The sequence below is a fragment of the Priestia aryabhattai genome (assembly GCF_023715685.1).
GTDB lineage: Bacteria > Bacillota > Bacilli > Bacillales > Bacillaceae_H > Priestia > Priestia aryabhattai_B.
Genome location: NZ_JAMBOQ010000002.1, coordinates 961,232 through 978,854 on the forward strand (window position 1 = coordinate 961,232; position 17,623 = coordinate 978,854).

21 protein-coding genes are annotated in these 17,623 nt (G+C 35.1%); 3 read left to right on the forward strand and 18 right to left on the reverse strand.

Features of this window, described 5'->3' with window-relative positions; genetic code table 11:
- Positions 1-96 precede the first annotated feature (96 nt).
- The 6 genes from M3225_RS11835 to M3225_RS11860 all read right to left on the reverse strand — a co-directional run bounded on the left by M3225_RS11835 (position 97) and on the right by M3225_RS11860 (position 3,245).
- Positions 97-375, reverse strand: coding sequence for a hypothetical protein (locus M3225_RS11835; protein WP_251393631.1), 279 nt, complete (start codon positions 373-375; stop codon positions 97-99).
- Positions 376-390: 15 nt separating this feature from the next.
- Positions 391-576 carry a hypothetical protein gene (locus M3225_RS11840; protein ID WP_251393639.1) on the reverse strand — a complete coding sequence of 62 codons (186 nt, stop codon included), beginning with the start codon at positions 574-576 and terminating at the stop codon, positions 391-393.
- A 133-nt stretch (positions 577-709) separates the two neighbouring features.
- Positions 710-925: a DUF378 domain-containing protein gene (locus tag M3225_RS11845; RefSeq protein ID WP_013057146.1), complete on the reverse strand. Its 216-nt coding sequence runs from the start codon at positions 923-925 to the stop codon at positions 710-712.
- A 133-nt stretch (positions 926-1,058) separates the two neighbouring features.
- Positions 1,059-1,526 carry a DinB family protein gene (locus M3225_RS11850; protein ID WP_251393648.1) on the reverse strand — a complete coding sequence of 156 codons (468 nt, stop codon included), beginning with the start codon at positions 1,524-1,526 and terminating at the stop codon, positions 1,059-1,061.
- Positions 1,527-1,957: 431 nt separating this feature from the next.
- Entirely contained in the window at positions 1,958-2,773 is an 816-nt protein-coding gene (locus M3225_RS11855) for a protein-glutamine gamma-glutamyltransferase (RefSeq protein ID WP_251393650.1), read from the reverse strand.
- A 142-nt stretch (positions 2,774-2,915) separates the two neighbouring features.
- Positions 2,916-3,245 carry a hypothetical protein gene (locus tag M3225_RS11860; protein WP_251393651.1) on the reverse strand — a complete coding sequence of 110 codons (330 nt, stop codon included), beginning with the start codon at positions 3,243-3,245 and terminating at the stop codon, positions 2,916-2,918.
- 724 nt (positions 3,246-3,969) lie between these two features.
- Here M3225_RS11860 and M3225_RS11865 point away from each other — a divergent pair.
- Positions 3,970-4,239, forward strand: a complete 270-nt coding sequence (locus M3225_RS11865; protein WP_251393653.1) for a hypothetical protein — start codon at positions 3,970-3,972, stop codon at positions 4,237-4,239.
- A gap of 452 nt (positions 4,240-4,691) precedes the next feature.
- On the opposite strand, the gene M3225_RS29825 is transcribed toward M3225_RS11865, so the two are convergent.
- From M3225_RS29825 to M3225_RS11885, 4 genes are all read right to left on the reverse strand, one after another.
- The gene (locus tag M3225_RS29825) at positions 4,692-4,979 is read right to left on the reverse strand and encodes an ATP-binding cassette domain-containing protein (RefSeq protein WP_251393656.1); all 288 of its coding nucleotides are present in this window, start codon (positions 4,977-4,979) and stop codon (positions 4,692-4,694) included.
- A 254-nt stretch (positions 4,980-5,233) separates the two neighbouring features.
- On the reverse strand, positions 5,234-5,674 hold the full coding sequence (locus M3225_RS11875) for a hypothetical protein (RefSeq protein ID WP_251393667.1): 441 nt from the start codon (positions 5,672-5,674) through the stop codon (positions 5,234-5,236).
- Positions 5,675-5,945: 271 nt separating this feature from the next.
- Positions 5,946-6,506 (reverse strand): nitroreductase family protein, encoded by a 561-nt coding sequence (locus tag M3225_RS11880; RefSeq protein ID WP_251393669.1) that lies wholly within the window; start codon positions 6,504-6,506, stop codon positions 5,946-5,948.
- A 235-nt stretch (positions 6,507-6,741) separates the two neighbouring features.
- On the reverse strand, positions 6,742-8,034 hold the full coding sequence (locus M3225_RS11885; RefSeq protein ID WP_251393671.1) for a Glu/Leu/Phe/Val family dehydrogenase: 1,293 nt from the start codon (positions 8,032-8,034) through the stop codon (positions 6,742-6,744).
- A gap of 198 nt (positions 8,035-8,232) precedes the next feature.
- Here M3225_RS11885 and M3225_RS11890 point away from each other — a divergent pair, with 198 nt between their 5' ends.
- Positions 8,233-8,388 (forward strand): hypothetical protein, encoded by a 156-nt coding sequence (locus M3225_RS11890; protein ID WP_251393674.1) that lies wholly within the window; start codon positions 8,233-8,235, stop codon positions 8,386-8,388.
- Positions 8,389-8,397: 9 nt separating this feature from the next.
- On the opposite strand, the gene M3225_RS11895 is transcribed toward M3225_RS11890, so the two are convergent.
- The 6 genes from M3225_RS11895 to pdxR form a co-directional block, all read right to left on the reverse strand.
- Positions 8,398-8,787 carry an alkyl sulfatase C-terminal domain-containing protein gene (locus M3225_RS11895; RefSeq protein ID WP_251393689.1) on the reverse strand — a complete coding sequence of 130 codons (390 nt, stop codon included), beginning with the start codon at positions 8,785-8,787 and terminating at the stop codon, positions 8,398-8,400.
- 5 nt (positions 8,788-8,792) lie between these two features.
- Positions 8,793-9,767, reverse strand: coding sequence for an alkyl sulfatase dimerization domain-containing protein (locus tag M3225_RS11900; RefSeq protein WP_251393698.1), 975 nt, complete (start codon positions 9,765-9,767; stop codon positions 8,793-8,795).
- A 697-nt stretch (positions 9,768-10,464) separates the two neighbouring features.
- Positions 10,465-10,662: a ChaB family protein gene (locus M3225_RS11905; protein ID WP_251393707.1), complete on the reverse strand. Its 198-nt coding sequence runs from the start codon at positions 10,660-10,662 to the stop codon at positions 10,465-10,467.
- A gap of 65 nt (positions 10,663-10,727) precedes the next feature.
- On the reverse strand, positions 10,728-11,573 hold the full coding sequence (locus M3225_RS11910; RefSeq protein WP_251393715.1) for a DUF2971 domain-containing protein: 846 nt from the start codon (positions 11,571-11,573) through the stop codon (positions 10,728-10,730).
- A 138-nt stretch (positions 11,574-11,711) separates the two neighbouring features.
- Positions 11,712-12,344, reverse strand: coding sequence for a hypothetical protein (locus M3225_RS11915; protein ID WP_251393723.1), 633 nt, complete (start codon positions 12,342-12,344; stop codon positions 11,712-11,714).
- A 537-nt stretch (positions 12,345-12,881) separates the two neighbouring features.
- Positions 12,882-14,315: a MocR-like pyridoxine biosynthesis transcription factor PdxR gene (pdxR, locus tag M3225_RS11920; RefSeq protein WP_251393725.1), complete on the reverse strand. Its 1,434-nt coding sequence runs from the start codon at positions 14,313-14,315 to the stop codon at positions 12,882-12,884.
- A 136-nt stretch (positions 14,316-14,451) separates the two neighbouring features.
- Between pdxR and M3225_RS11925 the strand changes: the two genes are divergently transcribed.
- Positions 14,452-15,351 carry a DMT family transporter gene (locus M3225_RS11925; RefSeq protein ID WP_251393727.1) on the forward strand — a complete coding sequence of 300 codons (900 nt, stop codon included), beginning with the start codon at positions 14,452-14,454 and terminating at the stop codon, positions 15,349-15,351.
- 152 nt (positions 15,352-15,503) lie between these two features.
- Here M3225_RS11925 and M3225_RS11930 read toward each other — a convergent pair whose 3' ends face one another.
- Both M3225_RS11930 and M3225_RS11935 read right to left on the reverse strand, forming a co-directional pair.
- Positions 15,504-15,734 carry a hypothetical protein gene (locus tag M3225_RS11930; protein WP_251393742.1) on the reverse strand — a complete coding sequence of 77 codons (231 nt, stop codon included), beginning with the start codon at positions 15,732-15,734 and terminating at the stop codon, positions 15,504-15,506.
- Positions 15,735-15,823: 89 nt separating this feature from the next.
- Positions 15,824-17,122, reverse strand: a complete 1,299-nt coding sequence (locus M3225_RS11935; RefSeq protein ID WP_251393763.1) for a GH25 family lysozyme — start codon at positions 17,120-17,122, stop codon at positions 15,824-15,826.
- Positions 17,123-17,623: the final 501 nt, after the last annotated feature.

The window sequence follows — 17,623 nt, forward strand, 5'->3', positions numbered from 1 at the left end:
CCCCTCCTGCATCCATTTCTTTTTTTCATTATACAATAGATCTACCATATAAAAAGCAGAGGCTTTAGCGAAAGCCTCTGCTTTTGGTACTCTTTCTTATCCGCCCATCGCGTGATAAAAGAAATAAAAAAAAACCAAACAGCCAAGTGAACTAATGCTTGTAGTTAAAATGCCGATTGAAAGCAAGATCTGTCCTTCTCTTTTTGTTTTGGATCGCAGTATATAATAAAAAGCTAAAAAGATGCCAAGAAGTAAATAAATTGCCCATATGTAAGGTAGATTCTTTAGCTGAAAGATGTATCCTTGATTAAATAATAAACAGTAAATAAAAAAAAGATTTACGATAAAAAATATAGGAAGTACACTTTTCTTCATCTATCTGACCCTCTTCTACTCCTTATTTTCTGCTACATTCGTCTTGTTTTGATTTCTCAGCTCATCTCGTATTTCACGTAGATATTGATTTCTCTCTTTCATTCGTTTTAACACTATAACCACAACAGCTATAATGCCAGCAATAATTCCTATATAAAGAAGTCCAAACACTAAGATAGGTACTACACCCCAAAGCTCCATCCTATTCCTCCTACTTTTTAGTCATTACCTTATTTTACCTTGTTTTGTAAAGATGTCACGTCTTTTGTCCATAAAAAAGGGAGTTTGAATATACATTCAAACTCCCTAAAGAGATAATAAAAAATAATATTTATTATAGCGCTTTGCTTTTGACACTCGCTCCTGTTCCGAAAAACTTATCAAAAATTTGATAAAGAGCAGACAGGCCGACTAACCAATAAATCGTTGTTACTAACCAATCCCAAGAGCCAAATAGCTCTTCTACTACATTCACACCTAATGCTACAGCTAACCAATTTAAACCGCCTAAAATCACAAGAAGAGTCGTTAAACCTGAAAGAAATTTCACGTTGTCACCTCCTTGCGAACTGCATTAGGAAAAGCAGCTCATGTTACATCTTATGCGCTGTATGGATTAGTATATGCATAGACGCTATGTAAAATAGTTATAAAGAATATGTGATTTATTCTTTTTTACTTCCTTATTGTGCAGCTTTCCTAATTTGCTTAATTGTTTCTACATGCATCGCTTCGTGATAAAAGCTGAATAAAAACGTTTCGTCAACTGTTGTAAAGTTGATGCCGGCTTTATTTGTAAAAGGTGTGATCAGCTGCTTGTTAAACTGCTGGGGCATAAACTCTTTAATACGACTCGCTTGGTCTCTTAATACATTCGCAATTTCTTCAAGAGAAGGAGGAGTCTCCGTCCAATCAGCAGGTTTTGTTCCTGCCCCGAAAAAGCTTTCGTAACTCTCTGGCGTTTGCATTGGTTCACCCGCTAAGCCAAAAACAAGTTTTTCTTGAATAAAGGCAATGTGTCCGAGATTCCAGCGAATATTATTGTTGAATCCTTTTGGTGTGATGTCCGCTGCCTCTTCTGTTGTTTTTTCTAGGACACTAGTCGTAATCCCTCTTACAACATCCATATGTTTTAGAATCGTGTCTTCCATTGTCTAATCTCTCCTTACGTTGTCGTATTAGATAAACTACTCAATGTCTATTGTGTAAAAATCAATCTTTAAATTCCACTCATAACACTTAAACATTAAAATAAAAGAAAATTCAAAAGAAAAATCCCCCTATATAAAAACTAGGGGGATTTTTTAAGCAGAAGACTTTAAATTTGAGACAGGTCCTTTGTTTGGCTTCGGTTTTAGCTGACCAAGCTTATTTTTCAAGTAATCCTTTAAGGCACCGCGTTTTCTCTTGCGTCTTTTATCACGATTTTTAATGATAATCTCCTCCTCTCCTTTTAGTTTTAAGACCTGTGTATTAAATGGATTCTTCTTTTACACATAAAATCCTTTTGAATTCTTAAATTTACCTTCATGTAATTCTTTTCTTTTTATAAAAAAAGACCAAAGTATTAAACTTTGAACATTCAAGCTACATAGGTAATCGATCCAATAGTGGAAATAATAGCGCTGTTTCTGTCGTACCAAACAACAGGTTCGTATCTAACTGCAAAATAACTGAGGTGAGCGGTGTGAAGCCTGACAATTTCATCTGACAGATAAGCTGAGCGCTTCGCATCTTCTTTTCGCTTCAAATTTAACACTTCAATAATTCTTTCACGCGTCGTAATTCCTATTCCATGGCCAAAATATAAGGTTTCATCTAATACAATAGTGTTTTCACCTTTCCACTGGGGAGTATCAGGGTTATAATCAGGATTTTTAAAATACGCACAGTCTCCGGGCAAGTAATCAGATCCTTTGTGGCCATGAAGCTCAAGGTCTTCATTGTATTGCCAATCGTGTAAGTAAAGATCAGCAAAAAGCCGGTTAAAGTTTTCTTTTCCGATATTGTTTAATACGGCTTTATAAAAGATGATTATAACAGCCATTGCGCATTCAAACGCATATTCGTGTCCGTTGTAAAAAATATCATCAATGGCCTTATTAGGAGAAACTGTAGGCAATAGCTGAAATCCTCCATTATCGGTTCGTTTCCAATACTTTTCGTTACACCTAGAACGTGCAAACGTAGCAAATCTTGCACCGCTTTTACGCAGCAGCACAGCTGATTCAATAATTTGCAATTTAACAGATATATCAAAATCAAGCTGGTCAAATGTAGCATACTCATACACTTCTCTATAGGCATCCATTTGTTTTAAAATATCAGCTTTTTCTTTTGTTAACGAACTATTATTTAAATCACTTATTTTCACAATTTGTTGGTTAACTTTAATCATAGACGTTCTCTCCTTTACAGAAAATGATATCAATCACTTTCTCTAACAGGATATTGATAAAAATGTATTTGGTGTATCTTCATTTATTTAAAATCATGAAGATTAGAAAAAACGATGAAAATATGAAGATTGATCCTGTATTTTAACCGCTAATCTTTTTATTTGTTCCTTTTTGTCCTTTTGTAACTTTTTTAAATATAAAGCGAGCAACCAACAAATATAGTGGTAACACAATAATGACGGCGATAACATTTAAAATCCAAGGTATTGTTCCCATAAAAACGTTTGAAGATGCTTTATTGTACCAACTTACAATAACTATTAAAAAGAAAACACTGGATATAAAGGTACTTATATATCCCTTCTTATAGTTTGTACTTTTCATAGAAACAACAAAGCCAATTACCAATGAAATGCCTGCTGCAATTATGACAAAAATTAAAAATAAGTTTGCTACCTTTTGAACGTCCATCACTTCCCTCTTTCTTATAAAATTTTCAATTAAAACAATGGTTTCTTATTTTATTAGAGACATATTAAAAGTGGTTATAAAAGTGGCATTTAACTATGTTGCTAAGTTTAAAAAGCACTCAAAACATTTAATTCAAGTCGATTTATACATTTATACAATGTACCGTTAGCCGTCTACCACCTTAACTATGTAATTATTACATTATGTATATATGCTCATTTCACCAAATGATTCAGGACTCTTTCTTTAAAGAAATAACATCTCCGCATACAAACGGATAATGTATAAGCGGTGTCTCAGGATGAATTTCTTCAGTATAAGTAATTAGATTCACTATAAATCTAGAACTTTTTTCCCTTAAAAACTTCTTTATCATCTAAGACTTCAAAGACACAGCAATTGTCTTTACTGCGTCTTTGAACTATTGTAGTTATTGTAGTTTTTTGCGGCAAATAATGTAGAACACCCAAGGAATACCGTTCCTATCCCCACTGCAATTAACATAGCATATTTAAATGTATTGTTTAATGCCAATCCTCCCGCAATAGATACGACAAAAATCATAATAAATAGTACTGTATAGTTCTTTTTACCATTATTATACTATTCAATATATCTTTTAACATCCTACTTTGAAGAAACGTTTCATCTTACCTATATATGGATTATTTTAACTATTTATATTAAGATTAAAATTAAAGAAATTAATAAAATGGGGGTTTGTATGAAAAAGTTATATTCTGTATTACTCGTAGCTCTACTGTCAGCAAGTATACTAACGGCTTGTTCAGAAACGAAAGTAAACGGTAAAAAAGACGGAGAATTCTATTCAAGTGAAGATGAAGCCTTTGAAAATGCAAAGAAAGAGTCTACAGGAATACAAGATATTATCGGTGAAAGTAAATACGTAGATAATGAAAAGATTGTTATCTATACAATTAAAGAAAAATCGAATATAGGTGTAGGAACAGCTACATTAACTCAAAAGGATTAAAAAATCCGTTGGTATTTTAATGGGAATCCAGCTATCATAAAACAATCAAAGGGTGATACAGATATCACTAGTGAAATAACGACCCCAAAAGGTGTAAAATATGATTTTTATGCCGGTACACCAACAAAATCTGATATGACAATTGAAACTCGTACCGATACTGAAGTAGTCCCCCATATTGATAAAGAATATGATATTTATTACTACCTCTCCCCTGTTCCAAGAAATTAAGCAGCAATTTTTTATTTTTTACTAGTCGCAACTAAGGGGGACATTATATATGAAAGTGTTTATAAAATTAAATCTGTTTACGTTTATTATCGTCGGATTATCGGGGTGGTGACTTAATAATTACTACCAATACGGATAAAACAATAATAAAAGTATGTAAGGATTGTAGATTATTTTGCACACTTGCATCTTGTTCAGCTATATCAATGCGTAAGTCCTTGTTATACGATTTTATACGATGGGCCACCTTTAAGGCGCTCTCGTTCTTGTGTGCCTTTATTAATAAATAAGTTGCTTCTGCTTAATTTAATAGTTCCACTAGTTGGTTCATCCAGTGCCTCTAAAATGGTTAGCAGTGTACTTTTCCCTGAACCACTCGTTCCCATAACAGCAACCATTTCTCCTACGCCTAACTTAAGGGATATGTCATTTAGTGCAGTGACTTCGTAACCCTCTCCTTTATAAACTTTCGTTAGGTTTTTCACCTTTAAAACATGTTGATTGTTCACGTCTTCACCTCGAAGTATGTTTCTTTATTTTTGGTAACAAAGATAGTTAACTCTCTTATTGCATTCATCTTCGTAAATTTCTCCTATATCTAGTACGTTTCAAAACAGGAATAGTTTTACATTTTGTGAAAAATGGTCAAAAAAGTTGTAATTCTTTATAAAAAACACAAAAAAAGGGTAGAAGCTTATTAGATAAGCCGCTACCTTTTTGTATTATTAAATTTTGTATAAGCATTGAGTGATCACTAAATGCTTCAAAGTTTAGCCGCACTTTCTTTCTCGTGCCTTGTTCTTTTTCTATACAGATCTTCTACAATACTTTCTATTAGAACGATAAAAGTGGCAACGACAAGGGCTCCTAGAAAAGTTATTTGAATACTTGAAAACAGATGTAAGGACAGTATATATAGTAGTTCTGTATATACAAAAGTTTTAAACGCAAGTACAAAAGCTTTTGGTAATTTAAAGTGTCTTACTATCCCTAAAAATATTCCGTTAAAAAAGATCTCTACGACAAATACTAAGCCTATTGCTAAAAAAGACAGCGAAAACAAGTCTTGAAAGTGATTAACACTTATAAGGTTAGGTAAAGCATAGGTTATTCCCCATAAGGCACTAAAAAGAACTGCTGCAGGTAAACCAATAAAAGCACAAATTGCTGCTGCTGCTACAACAATAGCAACTAACATTGACAATGATGTACCTTCCTCTCCTTCTTTCATCTTTTGAACTAGAACATATAAGATACCCATAATCACGATAAAAACAAATCCAATAATAAGATAAATTGTAATATAATAACTCTTTTTACTGTTATTATAAAACACACATTCGTTACAAGGGAATACCGAATGTTTGCGCTAAGTTTCTTTGTGCGACTTTTAAAAACAATAAAAAAGACAGCCCTCAACGTATGAGTGACTGCCTTTTTTATTTTAGTATTTATAGAAACATAGGAAGAACTTTTTAACGATACCAAATCGTTTTATCTTGATACGGAATACGTTTTGATGAACCTTCTTTGTTAGGGTGACCGACGTAAATTAATCCTAAGAGCTTATCGCCGTCTTCTAGAGATAAAAAGTCATTCAGTTCTGACTGGTAGACAATTTCACCCGTTCTCCAAATTGTCGCCAAACCTTGTTCTTCCGCTACCAATAGCATATTTTGTATACTTGCTGCTACGGCGGAGATTTCTTCAATTTCTGGGACTTTTCCAGAAGGACTTACTGCTACAGCAATAATGACAGGAGCACGAAGCGGGCCTTTTTTAGCTTTTGTTGTTTTTTTAAACGCTTCTTCTTCACTTAGGTGGGCAGTTTTTTGCTTCATAATACGTTCCATTTCGTCTCCTAAACGAATACGTGAATCCCCTGTAATCACTCGGAACTTCCAAGGCTCTGTCTTTTTATGGTTAGGAGCCCACGTGCCGGCTTCTAACATAAGGTTGATAGCATCTTCTGATACGTCTTTGTCTTGCATAGCTCCAATCGTTCTTCTGCTTTTAATAATATCTAATACGCTCATACTTTCCGTCTCCTTTTCTACATTCAATTTATTAGTATAGGTATGTATATGTCTTGTATATAGAATAATTGAAAATCATTCTCACTGTCAATTGTTTTGCTTATCACTGGGGTGGTGATAAATATGCCAATTTTTTAAGCATGTTTGTTTTTTTAGCAGTTTTTCTTTTAATTATTTGGCAGTTTTGTCAAATAAAAAACGATTTGGAACATGTAGTCCAAATCGTTTTTTTATCTTATACCCAGCCGCGGAAACGGGAAGCTTCAGCTGATTTTTTGATTCCAGCCATGTAAGCGGCTAGTCTCATATCTACATCATTTTCTTGAGCGATTTGATAAATAGTTTCAAATGAATCTACCATTACTTTACGTAATTTGTAAGCTACTTCTTCTTCAGACCAGTAGTAGCCTTGATTATTTTGCACCCATTCGAAGTATGAAACCGTTACGCCTCCAGCACTTGCTAAAATATCTGGCACTAAAAGCACACCTTTTTCATCTAAAATGCGCGTGGCCTCAAGCGTAGTCGGCCCGTTCGCTGCTTCTACTACAATAGAGGCTTTGATGCGATCCGCGTTACGGACAGTAATTTGATTAGAAATTGCTGCGGGTACTAAAATATCACATTCTTGTTCTAATAGCTCTTCGTTTGTAATCACATTCGTAAATAAATTAGTTACGGTACCAAAACTGTCTCGTCGATCAAGCAGGTAATCAATATCAAGACCAAGCGGATCATAAAGAGCACCGTATGCGTCTGAAATGCCAATTACTTTTGCTCCTGCATCATGCATGAACTTAGCGAGAAAACTGCCGGCATTTCCGAACCCTTGAATAATAATCCGCGCTTCTTGCAAGTTAAGGCTTTTCTTTTTGACAGCTTCTTCAATACAAATGGTTACTCCTTTAGCCGTTGCGGTTTCACGTCCTTGAGACCCTCCTAGTACGATGGGTTTTCCAGTAATAAAACCAGGAGAATCAAACTCACGGAGTCGGCTATATTCATCCATCATCCACGCCATAATTTGAGAGTTTGTATAGACGTCTGGTGCAGGGATATCTTTAGTAGGTCCAACTATTTGACTGATAGCTCTTACATAGCCGCGGCTGAGTCGTTCTAGTTCACCAAAAGACATGTTTCTTGGGTCGCATACAATTCCGCCTTTACCGCCGCCATACGGAAGGTCGACAATCCCGCATTTTAAACTCATCCAAATGGATAATGCTTTTACTTCTTCTTCATTTACTTCAGGATGAAAGCGCACGCCTCCTTTAGTAGGTCCGACAGCATCATTATGCTGAGAGCGGTAGCCGGTAAATACTTTTACCGATTCGTTATCCATTTTAACGGGAATACGAACCGTCATCATGCGCAGCGGTTCTTTCAATAAATGGTACACTTCTTCACCATAACCTAGTTTTTGAAGCGCTTCTTGAATAACGGTTTGAGTAGATAAAAATAAATTAAGTGATTCCTGTTCTTGCTCCTGTTCTTTTTTTAATTCACTAGCTGTTTTTGTAATGGACATTCTGTTCACCCCATATTAATCATTGAAATTTCTCAATAATTTAACATGCAATTCCTGTGCCAATTTCGACTGTTTTAAAACGCTTTTATTTTATAAATAATCTGCATTAGCAAGCCTTATATTCCCTGCATAGGCTGATATTAGTATATACTTAAAGAAATAAGACAAACTATTTATACTACAAAGGAGGAAAGTGCTATGTTAAATGAAAGAAAAGAACAAGAGCGAAGCAATTACTATATAGAATGCTGTTCCATCTGCGGAGAAAGGCTAACATCTTTTCAGGAAAAAGAAATCTTCACATGCGACAGCTGTTTTGAACAAAAAGTAAACGATGTACTTTCTGAGTTGTAGGCAGGTACTCTATTTTTTAGAAACAGGTGTCACAATATTAAAGTTTGTATCGATAGAATCCTGACAAGACAAAAAGAAATCCCATTTTGATTTATCTCCTTGAACAACTATGACTGAACTATAAGAGTGATCATTTGTAGTTGTGAGTCGATATAAGGTATCTTGCCACATCGTTACCGTCACCTCAGCTTTCTTTCGCGTATCTCCAAGATACCTAAAGATTCCATGCTTAAGTTCTGTGAGAGCTACCTCATTACGATCTGGTATGGCAAACAATATACGGTAGTTACATGCTCCTGCCTTTAATCCATCTACGCGAATGCTAAATAGTTCTAAAATATTTTTCAAAGGAAGTGTATCCCATACTTCTTTTGTGATAATGTTGTCCGCTCCGCCCATATACTCTACATATTTTTAGCTGATTCTTCGGGAAACAGTTTATTTAAATCAACTGGGTTACTGTTATACCAGCCCATATAGCGCAGATAAGCTGCTTTTGCATTGTGGTTAACCGTTCCATAAAAGCCGTTTGTATACCATTCTTGAGATAGGGTTTCTGGTAGCCTCATCATTCGGCCGACGTGATCAATGGTATATCCTTGATTCATCAGTCTTAAAGTTTGGTCATGAATATACTGATAAACATCTCGTTGATTTTCTATATATGCGATGCACGATTGGTTCCCGAACCTTGGCCAATTATGTACGCCGAATAGCGTTGTTAATTCTTGGCCGAATAAATCAATTGCTTGCTGCAAGTATCTTGCCCATGCTGCTGCGTCTCTTACTTTTGCTCCTCTGAGTGTATAAAGGTTGTGCTGAGTCGCCGTACAGTTTTCTGCAATACACAGAGACTTTTCACTAGGAATATAGATGTTCATTTCAGCAGGTGCTTCCGTCCCTGGCGTAAGCTGAAATTGAAATGAGACGCCATCAATTCTCTTACTCACATAAGAATTATGTTCCGAAGGACGAATTTCTTCTATTCCTTTGATGAGTGTAATTGTTCCAAACGAAATTTCTTTTCCGATACCGTTGTCAATTAAGCCTTTTTCATCTCGTCGCAGTCGAATACCATACATGTATTGACTTCTTCGTGTCATTGCTACTGCCGCCGTGACGTTTTCATCGATAATAGCGTCCATAAACCCAGCAGGAGCATAAACTTTACTAGGTTTATTTTGTGATGAGTCAGGTAATATCCCTAGAACTCCGCCGTAATGATCCATATGGGAATGAGAGAAGATAACTGCTTTGATAAGGTGTTTTCCAAAGTGATGGTTTACTAGTTTAAGCGCTTCTTCTGCTGTTTCTTTGGATGTTAAACAGTCAATAACAATCCATCCCGTTTTCCCTTTAACAAACGTAATATTGGCCATATCAAAGCCTCTTACTTGAAAGATGTTTTCAGTTACTTGATATAAGCCAGCTTGTACATTTAATTTCCCTTGTTCCCACAGTTTAGGATGGACAGTAGCAGGTATGGATTATTCAAATAAAAAAGCGTACTTTCTTAAATCCCATACAGGATACAGCTGATTTTTTTAGAAATCACAGGAAAAGGTACGCGTACAAGAGATTGGTAATCCGCAAGATTTTGTTCTGATTTCACTTGTTTCCAGTCTATTTTTTCGTAAGCTTCAGCATTGGTCGCTGCAGTCTTTTGAGTAGCATCTTTTCGGTGAATCGTTAACCCCTGTTCATAATCAAACAGCAGAACCCCCTCCTTTTTATTACTTTATGCGTAAAAATAAGACGAAGTACAAAAAGGCAGTGAAAATAGAGTGAACAAAAAAAGAAGATGTGCTTAAGGCGCATCTTCTTTTTTATACTGGATTTTACGTTTGAATAGTCGAGTATTCTGTCTTGATTAGACAGCCTAGCACTTAGTATAACGATTGTTTACCAATGTGCCTTTTGTAATCAAAGCAAATCTTCCTTCTAAGGTGCTCAATACGTTTCTTGAAGTCGCTGTAAAACAATGCATGTATACAGTCTCTCCTTTCTTGTATTGACCTTACATAGAATGTGTACCCGCAGTAAATGACTTAAAACTTACTTTAGGCTCTTTTATCGCTATTTTTTTACCCATTTGTCATTATCATCTTTTTTGTACTTCGTTTTCACCGCATTCCAAGCAACTTTGTGAGCGGTAGCTTCTTTTTTGTATTCATCACTAGCTGAGTTGAATGCTTCTTTATAAATTTCCTGAGCGTGATGAGGAAGATTATCTCTTACTCCATCAGGCAATTCTTTTAATGAATTGTAAGGCATAATAGTATTCCTCCTTGAAAACATCTTTTACTACTGATTTACCTATTTTCAAAGAGTGTAAACATTTAATAAATATAGTCCTTATATAAGTCAGACTGAATAACCTTTTTATAAGCGAGTCCGTGTTTCTTAGTAAGGGCTTTTACTTTATCTACACAGCTTTGAGCGCTTCTTGGTGATACGTAAATTTCATTGATAAGCTGATGTAAATTACATGTAAGGAGATTACCATACTCATGAGAAAACTCATACGATCTTTTTTCAAGGATGTCCATTCGTTTTTGCCATTGATTTGCGGAGATACCTTGAATTTCGAATAGCTTTTGCAGCTTCCAGGCATGTATACGACTTGCTATAATAACCAGCCTCAATTCATTTTCATGCTGATAGGACTTTCGCTTGTAAAATAACGTATCATATACAGAGTGACTGACCATTTCTTTTTGGAAGTCTATGTACTGTACTTTACCGGAGAAGATTTTATAACGTAAATCTTTAATACTGCATAATAAATTTTCATAGGTGGTTTTAATAGCTATACCATCATTCCCTTTTAAATATAGGTCCCACATTCCAGCAGCTTCGTACTCATTGATATGCCAGGATGAAACAGCAGAAAATTCATGAATTTTTCTTATATAGGTTCTAGAGGTGCGGTTATGACGTTCGCCTTTTTCTCTCAACTCTTCTATGTTCCACATCGAAGAGCATCCTTCAAGAGGATCCAAAAATGCACCAGGTTTTGCGAAAAAAAGCGCATTGTTTTCCAATAAACCTTGAAAATCAGACAGCGACATAAATCGCCACACCGTCGGATTATTGTGCACCTTATAGCGTTCATCATAATCGTCATAGCTGGATTCGAATCTTTTGGCATATTCGTACGCTTTCTCTCTATAAGCTAAATCCATTGGTTTTCCTCCTCTGAATGCATATTCATACTTAAATTATAGCACTTAATTGTTGTAATTTTCAAAATCATCCACCTGTATTAAAAGAGTTTTATTATCATAAAAGAAGATAGGCCGCAACATCTGCGGCCTGTCTTCTTATTTAATGAAATGAATGTTTTGCTTAACACTTTCACTTTCTGGCTGGCTTAATTCCAATAAATAAATTTCCTCCGCTCGAAAATCAGTATTCTGCATCTCTTGTTTTAAGGTACGAATAAAGGCGGCTGAACTTTTCCCGTAGGCTTCAAAATAATGAAACGTGTGTACAACAAATAGAATGGATGCTCCACTGTAATCTTTTTTGCTCTTTTTTTGGATGTTTTCTAGTACTTTTTCTATATACTCTTCTACAGAACCTTCCGTCTGGATACGGGGTAGAGCAAGATTTCCTGAATTGACCCTCTGTGCATCTTCAAATTCCAGTTTCCCATCTTTGTAAGAAGTAATTTCAATTCGTTTTTCAGTACCATCCGGCTGAAGAATCAATCCGTCGTATCCTTGACTTCCAATAATAAGCTTCAATTTTGAATTCCTTGGACAATAAGAAGATTGGCTGAAACAATAAAGCGGATAAAACTCTTCAAAAAACTTTTTGAAACGCCCTTTTTTAAGTCTGGCTAATTTTATATACTCTCTGTTTTGATGAATCATTTGCTGCGTATGTTCAAAATACTGCTTCATTTCTTCTTGCGTTCTGTACACATCAAGGTCTTTAAATAATTCATCCATCTTTTCACCTTCAATCCTGCCAACTAAAAAAGTCTTTTTACTTAGTAGATACATATTCATGAATGTGTGTGACAATTTTCTTTTTTTAGAGATATAGCCTTTTTTAAAACAAAACAAGCACACTTTTCTTTTTTTTGCATATTCTGTTATTCGTGCGTTCAATCATGAGCGTACGTTTCAGCCTTTAGTTGTAAAAGATAAACCGTAAAGTTACAGCTGATGGCGGATGATATGCGTCTGATTATTTCATAAACTATAACAAACAGGAAACTTAACAATAATTGAGGTGTTGAAAATGTTTGATAATGATTACGTAGTTAAAACAATTCATGATTTACATGTAAAGCGTACAGAAAGTAAATTAAAAATCTTCTTAACTTATTATTTTTGCCATAAAAGATAAGACGTGTTTATAGACGGTAATATATAGTCAGTTATTACTTGAAATTTTTCATACGAAGAAAACAGGTTGAGACAATTCACAAAGAGTTTGATAGAAGTAAAAAGGAACAGTGGTTAATCCGCTGTTCCCTTTTACTATACTTGCAATTCCCAAATAAGTTCAGCAAGAATTTCAATGCTTCTATCGATATCTGGTAAAGAGGCATAGGCGTAAGAAAGCCGAAGATAACTGCCGGTTTCTTGCGCATAGATACTTCCAGAATTAAGCAATATTCCTTTTTTTAAAGCACGAGAGTATAAAGATTTCATTGAAATAGAAGGTTGGATATGCACCCATATAAAAAAGCCTCCTTCAGGGTTCGTCCATGTTGCTAAATCTCCTACGTATGTTTTTAAAGCATTCAGCATAACTTTTCTTCTTGTTCGCAATTCGGTTCGTACAGTTTCCATATGCTGTTGATATAAGCCATTTTCAAACCATTCTGCTGCCACTCTTTGAGATAATGAGCTAGATCCATAATCTGTTTGCATTTTAATATCTGCCAAACGCTCAATGACTGGTTCTGGGCCGACTATCCATCCGATACGTAACCCCGGGCTTAATGTTTTAGAAAGACTACTAACATATAACACGTGTCCATTTTTATCTAAAGCCTTTAATGGCAAAGGAGGTCGTTCATTTAGCCATAATTCGCGGTATAAATCATCTTCAATAATAGGAAGCTGATGTTCCTCACACTCTTTCAACAAATCGTGACGCCTTTTTTGAGACATTAATGTTCCCGTCGGGTTATGGAAACATGGATTTGTATATAAAATAGCTTGCCCTTCTTGAGGGTCGGCACGTTTTAAAGCTGTTACTTTTATTCCTTCCTCATCCATAGAAAGACCTTTGAGTTTCATTCCGGCTGATTGAAATACATGTAAGGAGTATAGATAAGAAGGTTTTTCTAACAAAACCGAAGAGTTCTTTTGCAACAGTCCAATCGAAATAAGCTGAAGAGCTTGAAGAGCGCCGGAAACAATTAAAATAGAATCTGGAGAAGCTTCAATTCCCATCGTTTTCATGTATATACTTAACTCTTTCCGCAAAGGAAAATACCCCTTTGGTTCTTCGTATCCGAGAACCTCCATATTTTCTGCTACTTTTTTCACGGCATATTTCATTTTGTTTTTAGGAAATATGTCAGGTGAAAGCTCTCCTTTGCTTAATTGAATAAGGTTGGAATTAAATTCGGATTCATTAATATCTTGTACCATTGCTTGACTCGGACGATGCATACCTGATTTCACATGAACATTCCAATCGGGCGGATTCGTAGCCAAAAGTGTCCACGTATTATTTATAACAATTGTTCCCCTTCCCATCTTACCTTCAATTAAACCGTCCGCTGTTAATTCCTCTAATGCCGTGATGACCGTACTTCGATTAACGTCGAACATAGCTGCAAGCTTTCGCTGACTAGGAATTTTACTTCCAATCGGCCATTCTCCACGGGCGATTTTCCCCTTCATAAAATCAATAATTTGCTTGTATTTTGGATAACTTGAACTGTTCTCTTGATTCATACGTTTACTCCTATTTTTAAAGTGGTTGGGTTAATTGCTTTTAAACTGGTTGAAGACATTTTATCAAATGTTTATTAACATGGGAACAACGATAGAAACTGGTTGGGTTCAAAATAAAAAATGGAGATGAATAGGCATGAAATTAACGTTTAGTCTTGTGTTCTTACATATACTGATGATTAGCTTATGGGCTTCTGCATTTCCAGTTATTCAAATAGGACTGGAATCGTTTTCTCCTCAGCACCTCGCTTTTGTTCGGTTAAGTATTGCTTCTGTAGTGCTATTAGTTATTGCAATAGCCACACGCATGCGCTTGCCTGATATAAAAGATATTCCACTTCTTTTAGTGCTCGGTTTTTTAGGTTTCACAGTATATCACACGGCATTAAACATTGGAGAAAAAACAGTGAGTGCGGGTATTGCGAGTTTACTTGTCTCGACTACTCCTATTTTTTCCTCTTTTTTAGCTATTTTCTTTTTTCATGAGGAGTTCGGAAAAAGAAAATGGGTTGGATCGGCAGTAAGCTTTGCAGGTGTAGCGCTTTTAACCTTCAGCAAAGAGAATTTTGTACACTCAGTTAATGGAATCTTACTGATTCTACTAGCTGCTCTTGCAGAAAGCATCTATATAGTATGTCAAAAAAATTTATTAAAAAAGTATGGTTTCCTTTCTTTTGTGACGTACAGTATTTGGGGAGCTACAATTTCTATGCTTGTTTTCTTACCAGGGTTAGAAACAGAACTTGCACATATCTCTGTCAGATCAGCGATAAGCGTGATATATTTAGGATTATTTCCAACCGTTATTCCCTATATGGTACTCGCCTATCTGACATCGCGTATAGGTTCTGCTGAAGCTGCCATTTCTCTTTACTTAACTCCCGCGCTGTCATTTTTCTTAGCGTGGCTACTTTTAAAAGATATTCCGAGTGTAGTGTCCATTGTTGGAAGCATCATTACATTATGCGGCGTGTTGCTTACACATAGTAAAATACGAGTACCGGTAAAAAAGACAAGGTGTACAATACAAAAATAATTTACGTTTTTAAGAAATTCTCTTAGTTGCTATGGTTTTTATTTATATATTTTATTTAGAACATACTTTAATTTCTTCTTTTTGCAGTTTAATTAATGTAAAAAAGCTCCTTTCTTTAAATCTCAAACCAAGATTTAAAGAAAGGAGCTTTTTTATGTAGTTTCTAATTCTGCTTTTATTTTTCCAGCCACTGCTTGAGTCAGTCGCTGAAGATCATAAATATCTTCTCCTGAAAGTACTACATGTCCGTTTAAAACATGATTATGTTTATATAATCGATATGTCACTTCAATACTTTTTATCGCGCGTTCTACTTCATCATTCACCATAATGCTTTCGTAGTGATAGGATAGTGTTTCAATTCGAATCTGCGTATTTTTCATATTTATTCACCCTCCATGAGCTGTTCACTAAAAATATGACTGCTACAGGCGAACTATACATAGAACCTTTCTTGTTAACACCTATTTTGTTATTTGTAGTACCAACCTTTTTTATCTAAAAACTGCTTAACTTTTACAAAATCAAGTCCAGCTGCTGTGAGTTCAGCTGATGGATTACCTATTGCATGTACATTTAATTCACTGTTAATTCCTTCATTTTTTAAGAAAGCACGGAACTCCGCTTCCATGTCTTTACTTAACCCACCTGTTTTAATTGTAACTGAGATAGGTTCCACGTCCTTCATTTGCACAAATCCACCTGGAACAGCCCATGCTGCATACGTATAGCCGTATACGCTAAATACCGTATCTTTTTTTATTGTTCTAAAATTCTCTGTTAGATTCGCATACTTGTAGACCCCAATATCCTTTTTTGCTTTTACTTGGAAATAATATTTATCGCCCAGTGAAGTAACTTTTGGCAATGATTCTTCTTTAAGATTACTTACACCCTTAAGCAATTCCATAATTTTAGCTAATGTTTTTTCATCAGCTTTTCCAGTTGACGTTAATCCATACTTTTCTTGAAAGGCTTTAACAGCTCCAACTGTTTCATCCCCATATTGACCATAGGTTCCTTGTTGAGAAAGTTCAAATCCTAATTTAGTTAAATTTTGCTGCAGTTCTTTTACGACTAGGCCGATATCACCTTGCTGTAATTGTGCTGATGGCTTATTATTTTCCACCACCGTAACACCTGTATTAATACTATTAAAGAAATCCGGATCCATTTCATTGATATCAACATTGCCTTTAATCCCGTTTATTTTTCCTTGATCTGTATATTGGAACATAGCCCATCTATTCCAGATTGCTGTATCACCTGGGTTAGCAAATCCTTTAGAACGGTTACTTCCACTGTAACGGGCTACCCATAACGGATATTTTGCTACAGCGCTTGTAAAATTGGATTTAATAAAACTATATCCCGTGTAAAGAATAGGTGTGATGCTTGTTTTCTTTTCAATATACCCCATCCACCTAACTGCAAAGGCTGTGACCTGCGCTTTTGTTTTCCCTTTATTTTCTTCCAAATCTAAGCAATGAGGCAAATCAACCTTCCTGCTGCCCAATTTATTTAAAAAGAAATTAACTTCTGCAATAGGATCATTATCAGCATGAGCAAAGTGATAAAAGCCTACACGTAAACCTACATTTTTTGCTCCTATATAATTATTGTATGATTTTTTATCTAAGAAGGTTGTGCCTTCTGTTAATTTAATATACGCGCCTTTTACACCATCCGACGCCACTTTTGCCCAATCAATTGTTCCATTGTGATGAGAAACATCAATGACCTTAATATTTTGATTATTACGGTTTTGCATTGCTATCACTCCTTCATACAAACTATGAATAAAAAAAGAAAGGGCAACTGATACAGGCCTAGTAAATAGATTTTAGGCTTTATAAAAACCTTACAATAAGAAGGGGTTTTGGCAGCATTCCCTTATTAAAAGAAATGAATTTGTGGAATTTTATAAAGTTAGGAGAGCTATATTCGTTTATACTAATAAGATAAATCTTATATTTCACATGCTTATGATGTGTATTAAATCATAAGTGTTTGATGTTTAATGACCTTAAAAAGACTAGTTATTTTATACTGGTATGCAATGATTAATTACTAATTTGTGGTCATTTATGTGGTCAGTGGTCAATTTTTATTGGCCACTTTCTTTTATACAACTAGCACCTGTATTATAGATTTTGTTAGCATGTGCAGCAATTAAATAAATACATAAGCTATAATTATTTTTGTCAATCAACTAATACTTTTCTTACGTATATTTTAAATATTTCCTTTCTCATAAAAAGAAAAGCCCCTT

Coding starts and splice junctions, on each gene's coding strand:
- M3225_RS11835 (WP_251393631.1), bottom strand. CDS start 375: ATGAAGAAAAGTGTACTTCCTATATTTTTTATCGTAAATCTTTTTTTT.
- M3225_RS11840 (WP_251393639.1), bottom strand. CDS start 576: ATGGAGCTTTGGGGTGTAGTACCTATCTTAGTGTTTGGACTTCTTTAT.
- M3225_RS11850 (WP_251393648.1), bottom strand. CDS start 1,526: ATGGAAGACACGATTCTAAAACATATGGATGTTGTAAGAGGGATTACG.
- M3225_RS11855 (WP_251393650.1), bottom strand. CDS start 2,773: ATGATTAAAGTTAACCAACAAATTGTGAAAATAAGTGATTTAAATAAT.
- M3225_RS11860 (WP_251393651.1), bottom strand. CDS start 3,245: ATGGACGTTCAAAAGGTAGCAAACTTATTTTTAATTTTTGTCATAATT.
- M3225_RS11865 (WP_251393653.1), top strand. CDS start 3,970: ATGAAAAAGTTATATTCTGTATTACTCGTAGCTCTACTGTCAGCAAGT.
- M3225_RS11880 (WP_251393669.1), bottom strand. CDS start 6,506: ATGAGCGTATTAGATATTATTAAAAGCAGAAGAACGATTGGAGCTATG.
- M3225_RS11885 (WP_251393671.1), bottom strand. CDS start 8,034: ATGTCCATTACAAAAACAGCTAGTGAATTAAAAAAAGAACAGGAGCAA.
- M3225_RS11890 (WP_251393674.1), top strand. CDS start 8,233: ATGTTAAATGAAAGAAAAGAACAAGAGCGAAGCAATTACTATATAGAA.
- M3225_RS11895 (WP_251393689.1), bottom strand. CDS start 8,787: ATGGGCGGAGCGGACAACATTATCACAAAAGAAGTATGGGATACACTT.
- M3225_RS11900 (WP_251393698.1), bottom strand. CDS start 9,767: ATGGCCAATATTACGTTTGTTAAAGGGAAAACGGGATGGATTGTTATT.
- M3225_RS11905 (WP_251393707.1), bottom strand. CDS start 10,662: ATGCCTTACAATTCATTAAAAGAATTGCCTGATGGAGTAAGAGATAAT.
- M3225_RS11910 (WP_251393715.1), bottom strand. CDS start 11,573: ATGGATTTAGCTTATAGAGAGAAAGCGTACGAATATGCCAAAAGATTC.
- M3225_RS11915 (WP_251393723.1), bottom strand. CDS start 12,344: ATGGATGAATTATTTAAAGACCTTGATGTGTACAGAACGCAAGAAGAA.
- pdxR (WP_251393725.1), bottom strand. CDS start 14,315: ATGAATCAAGAGAACAGTTCAAGTTATCCAAAATACAAGCAAATTATT.
- M3225_RS11925 (WP_251393727.1), top strand. CDS start 14,452: ATGAAATTAACGTTTAGTCTTGTGTTCTTACATATACTGATGATTAGC.
- M3225_RS11930 (WP_251393742.1), bottom strand. CDS start 15,734: ATGAAAAATACGCAGATTCGAATTGAAACACTATCCTATCACTACGAA.
- M3225_RS11935 (WP_251393763.1), bottom strand. CDS start 17,122: ATGCAAAACCGTAATAATCAAAATATTAAGGTCATTGATGTTTCTCAT.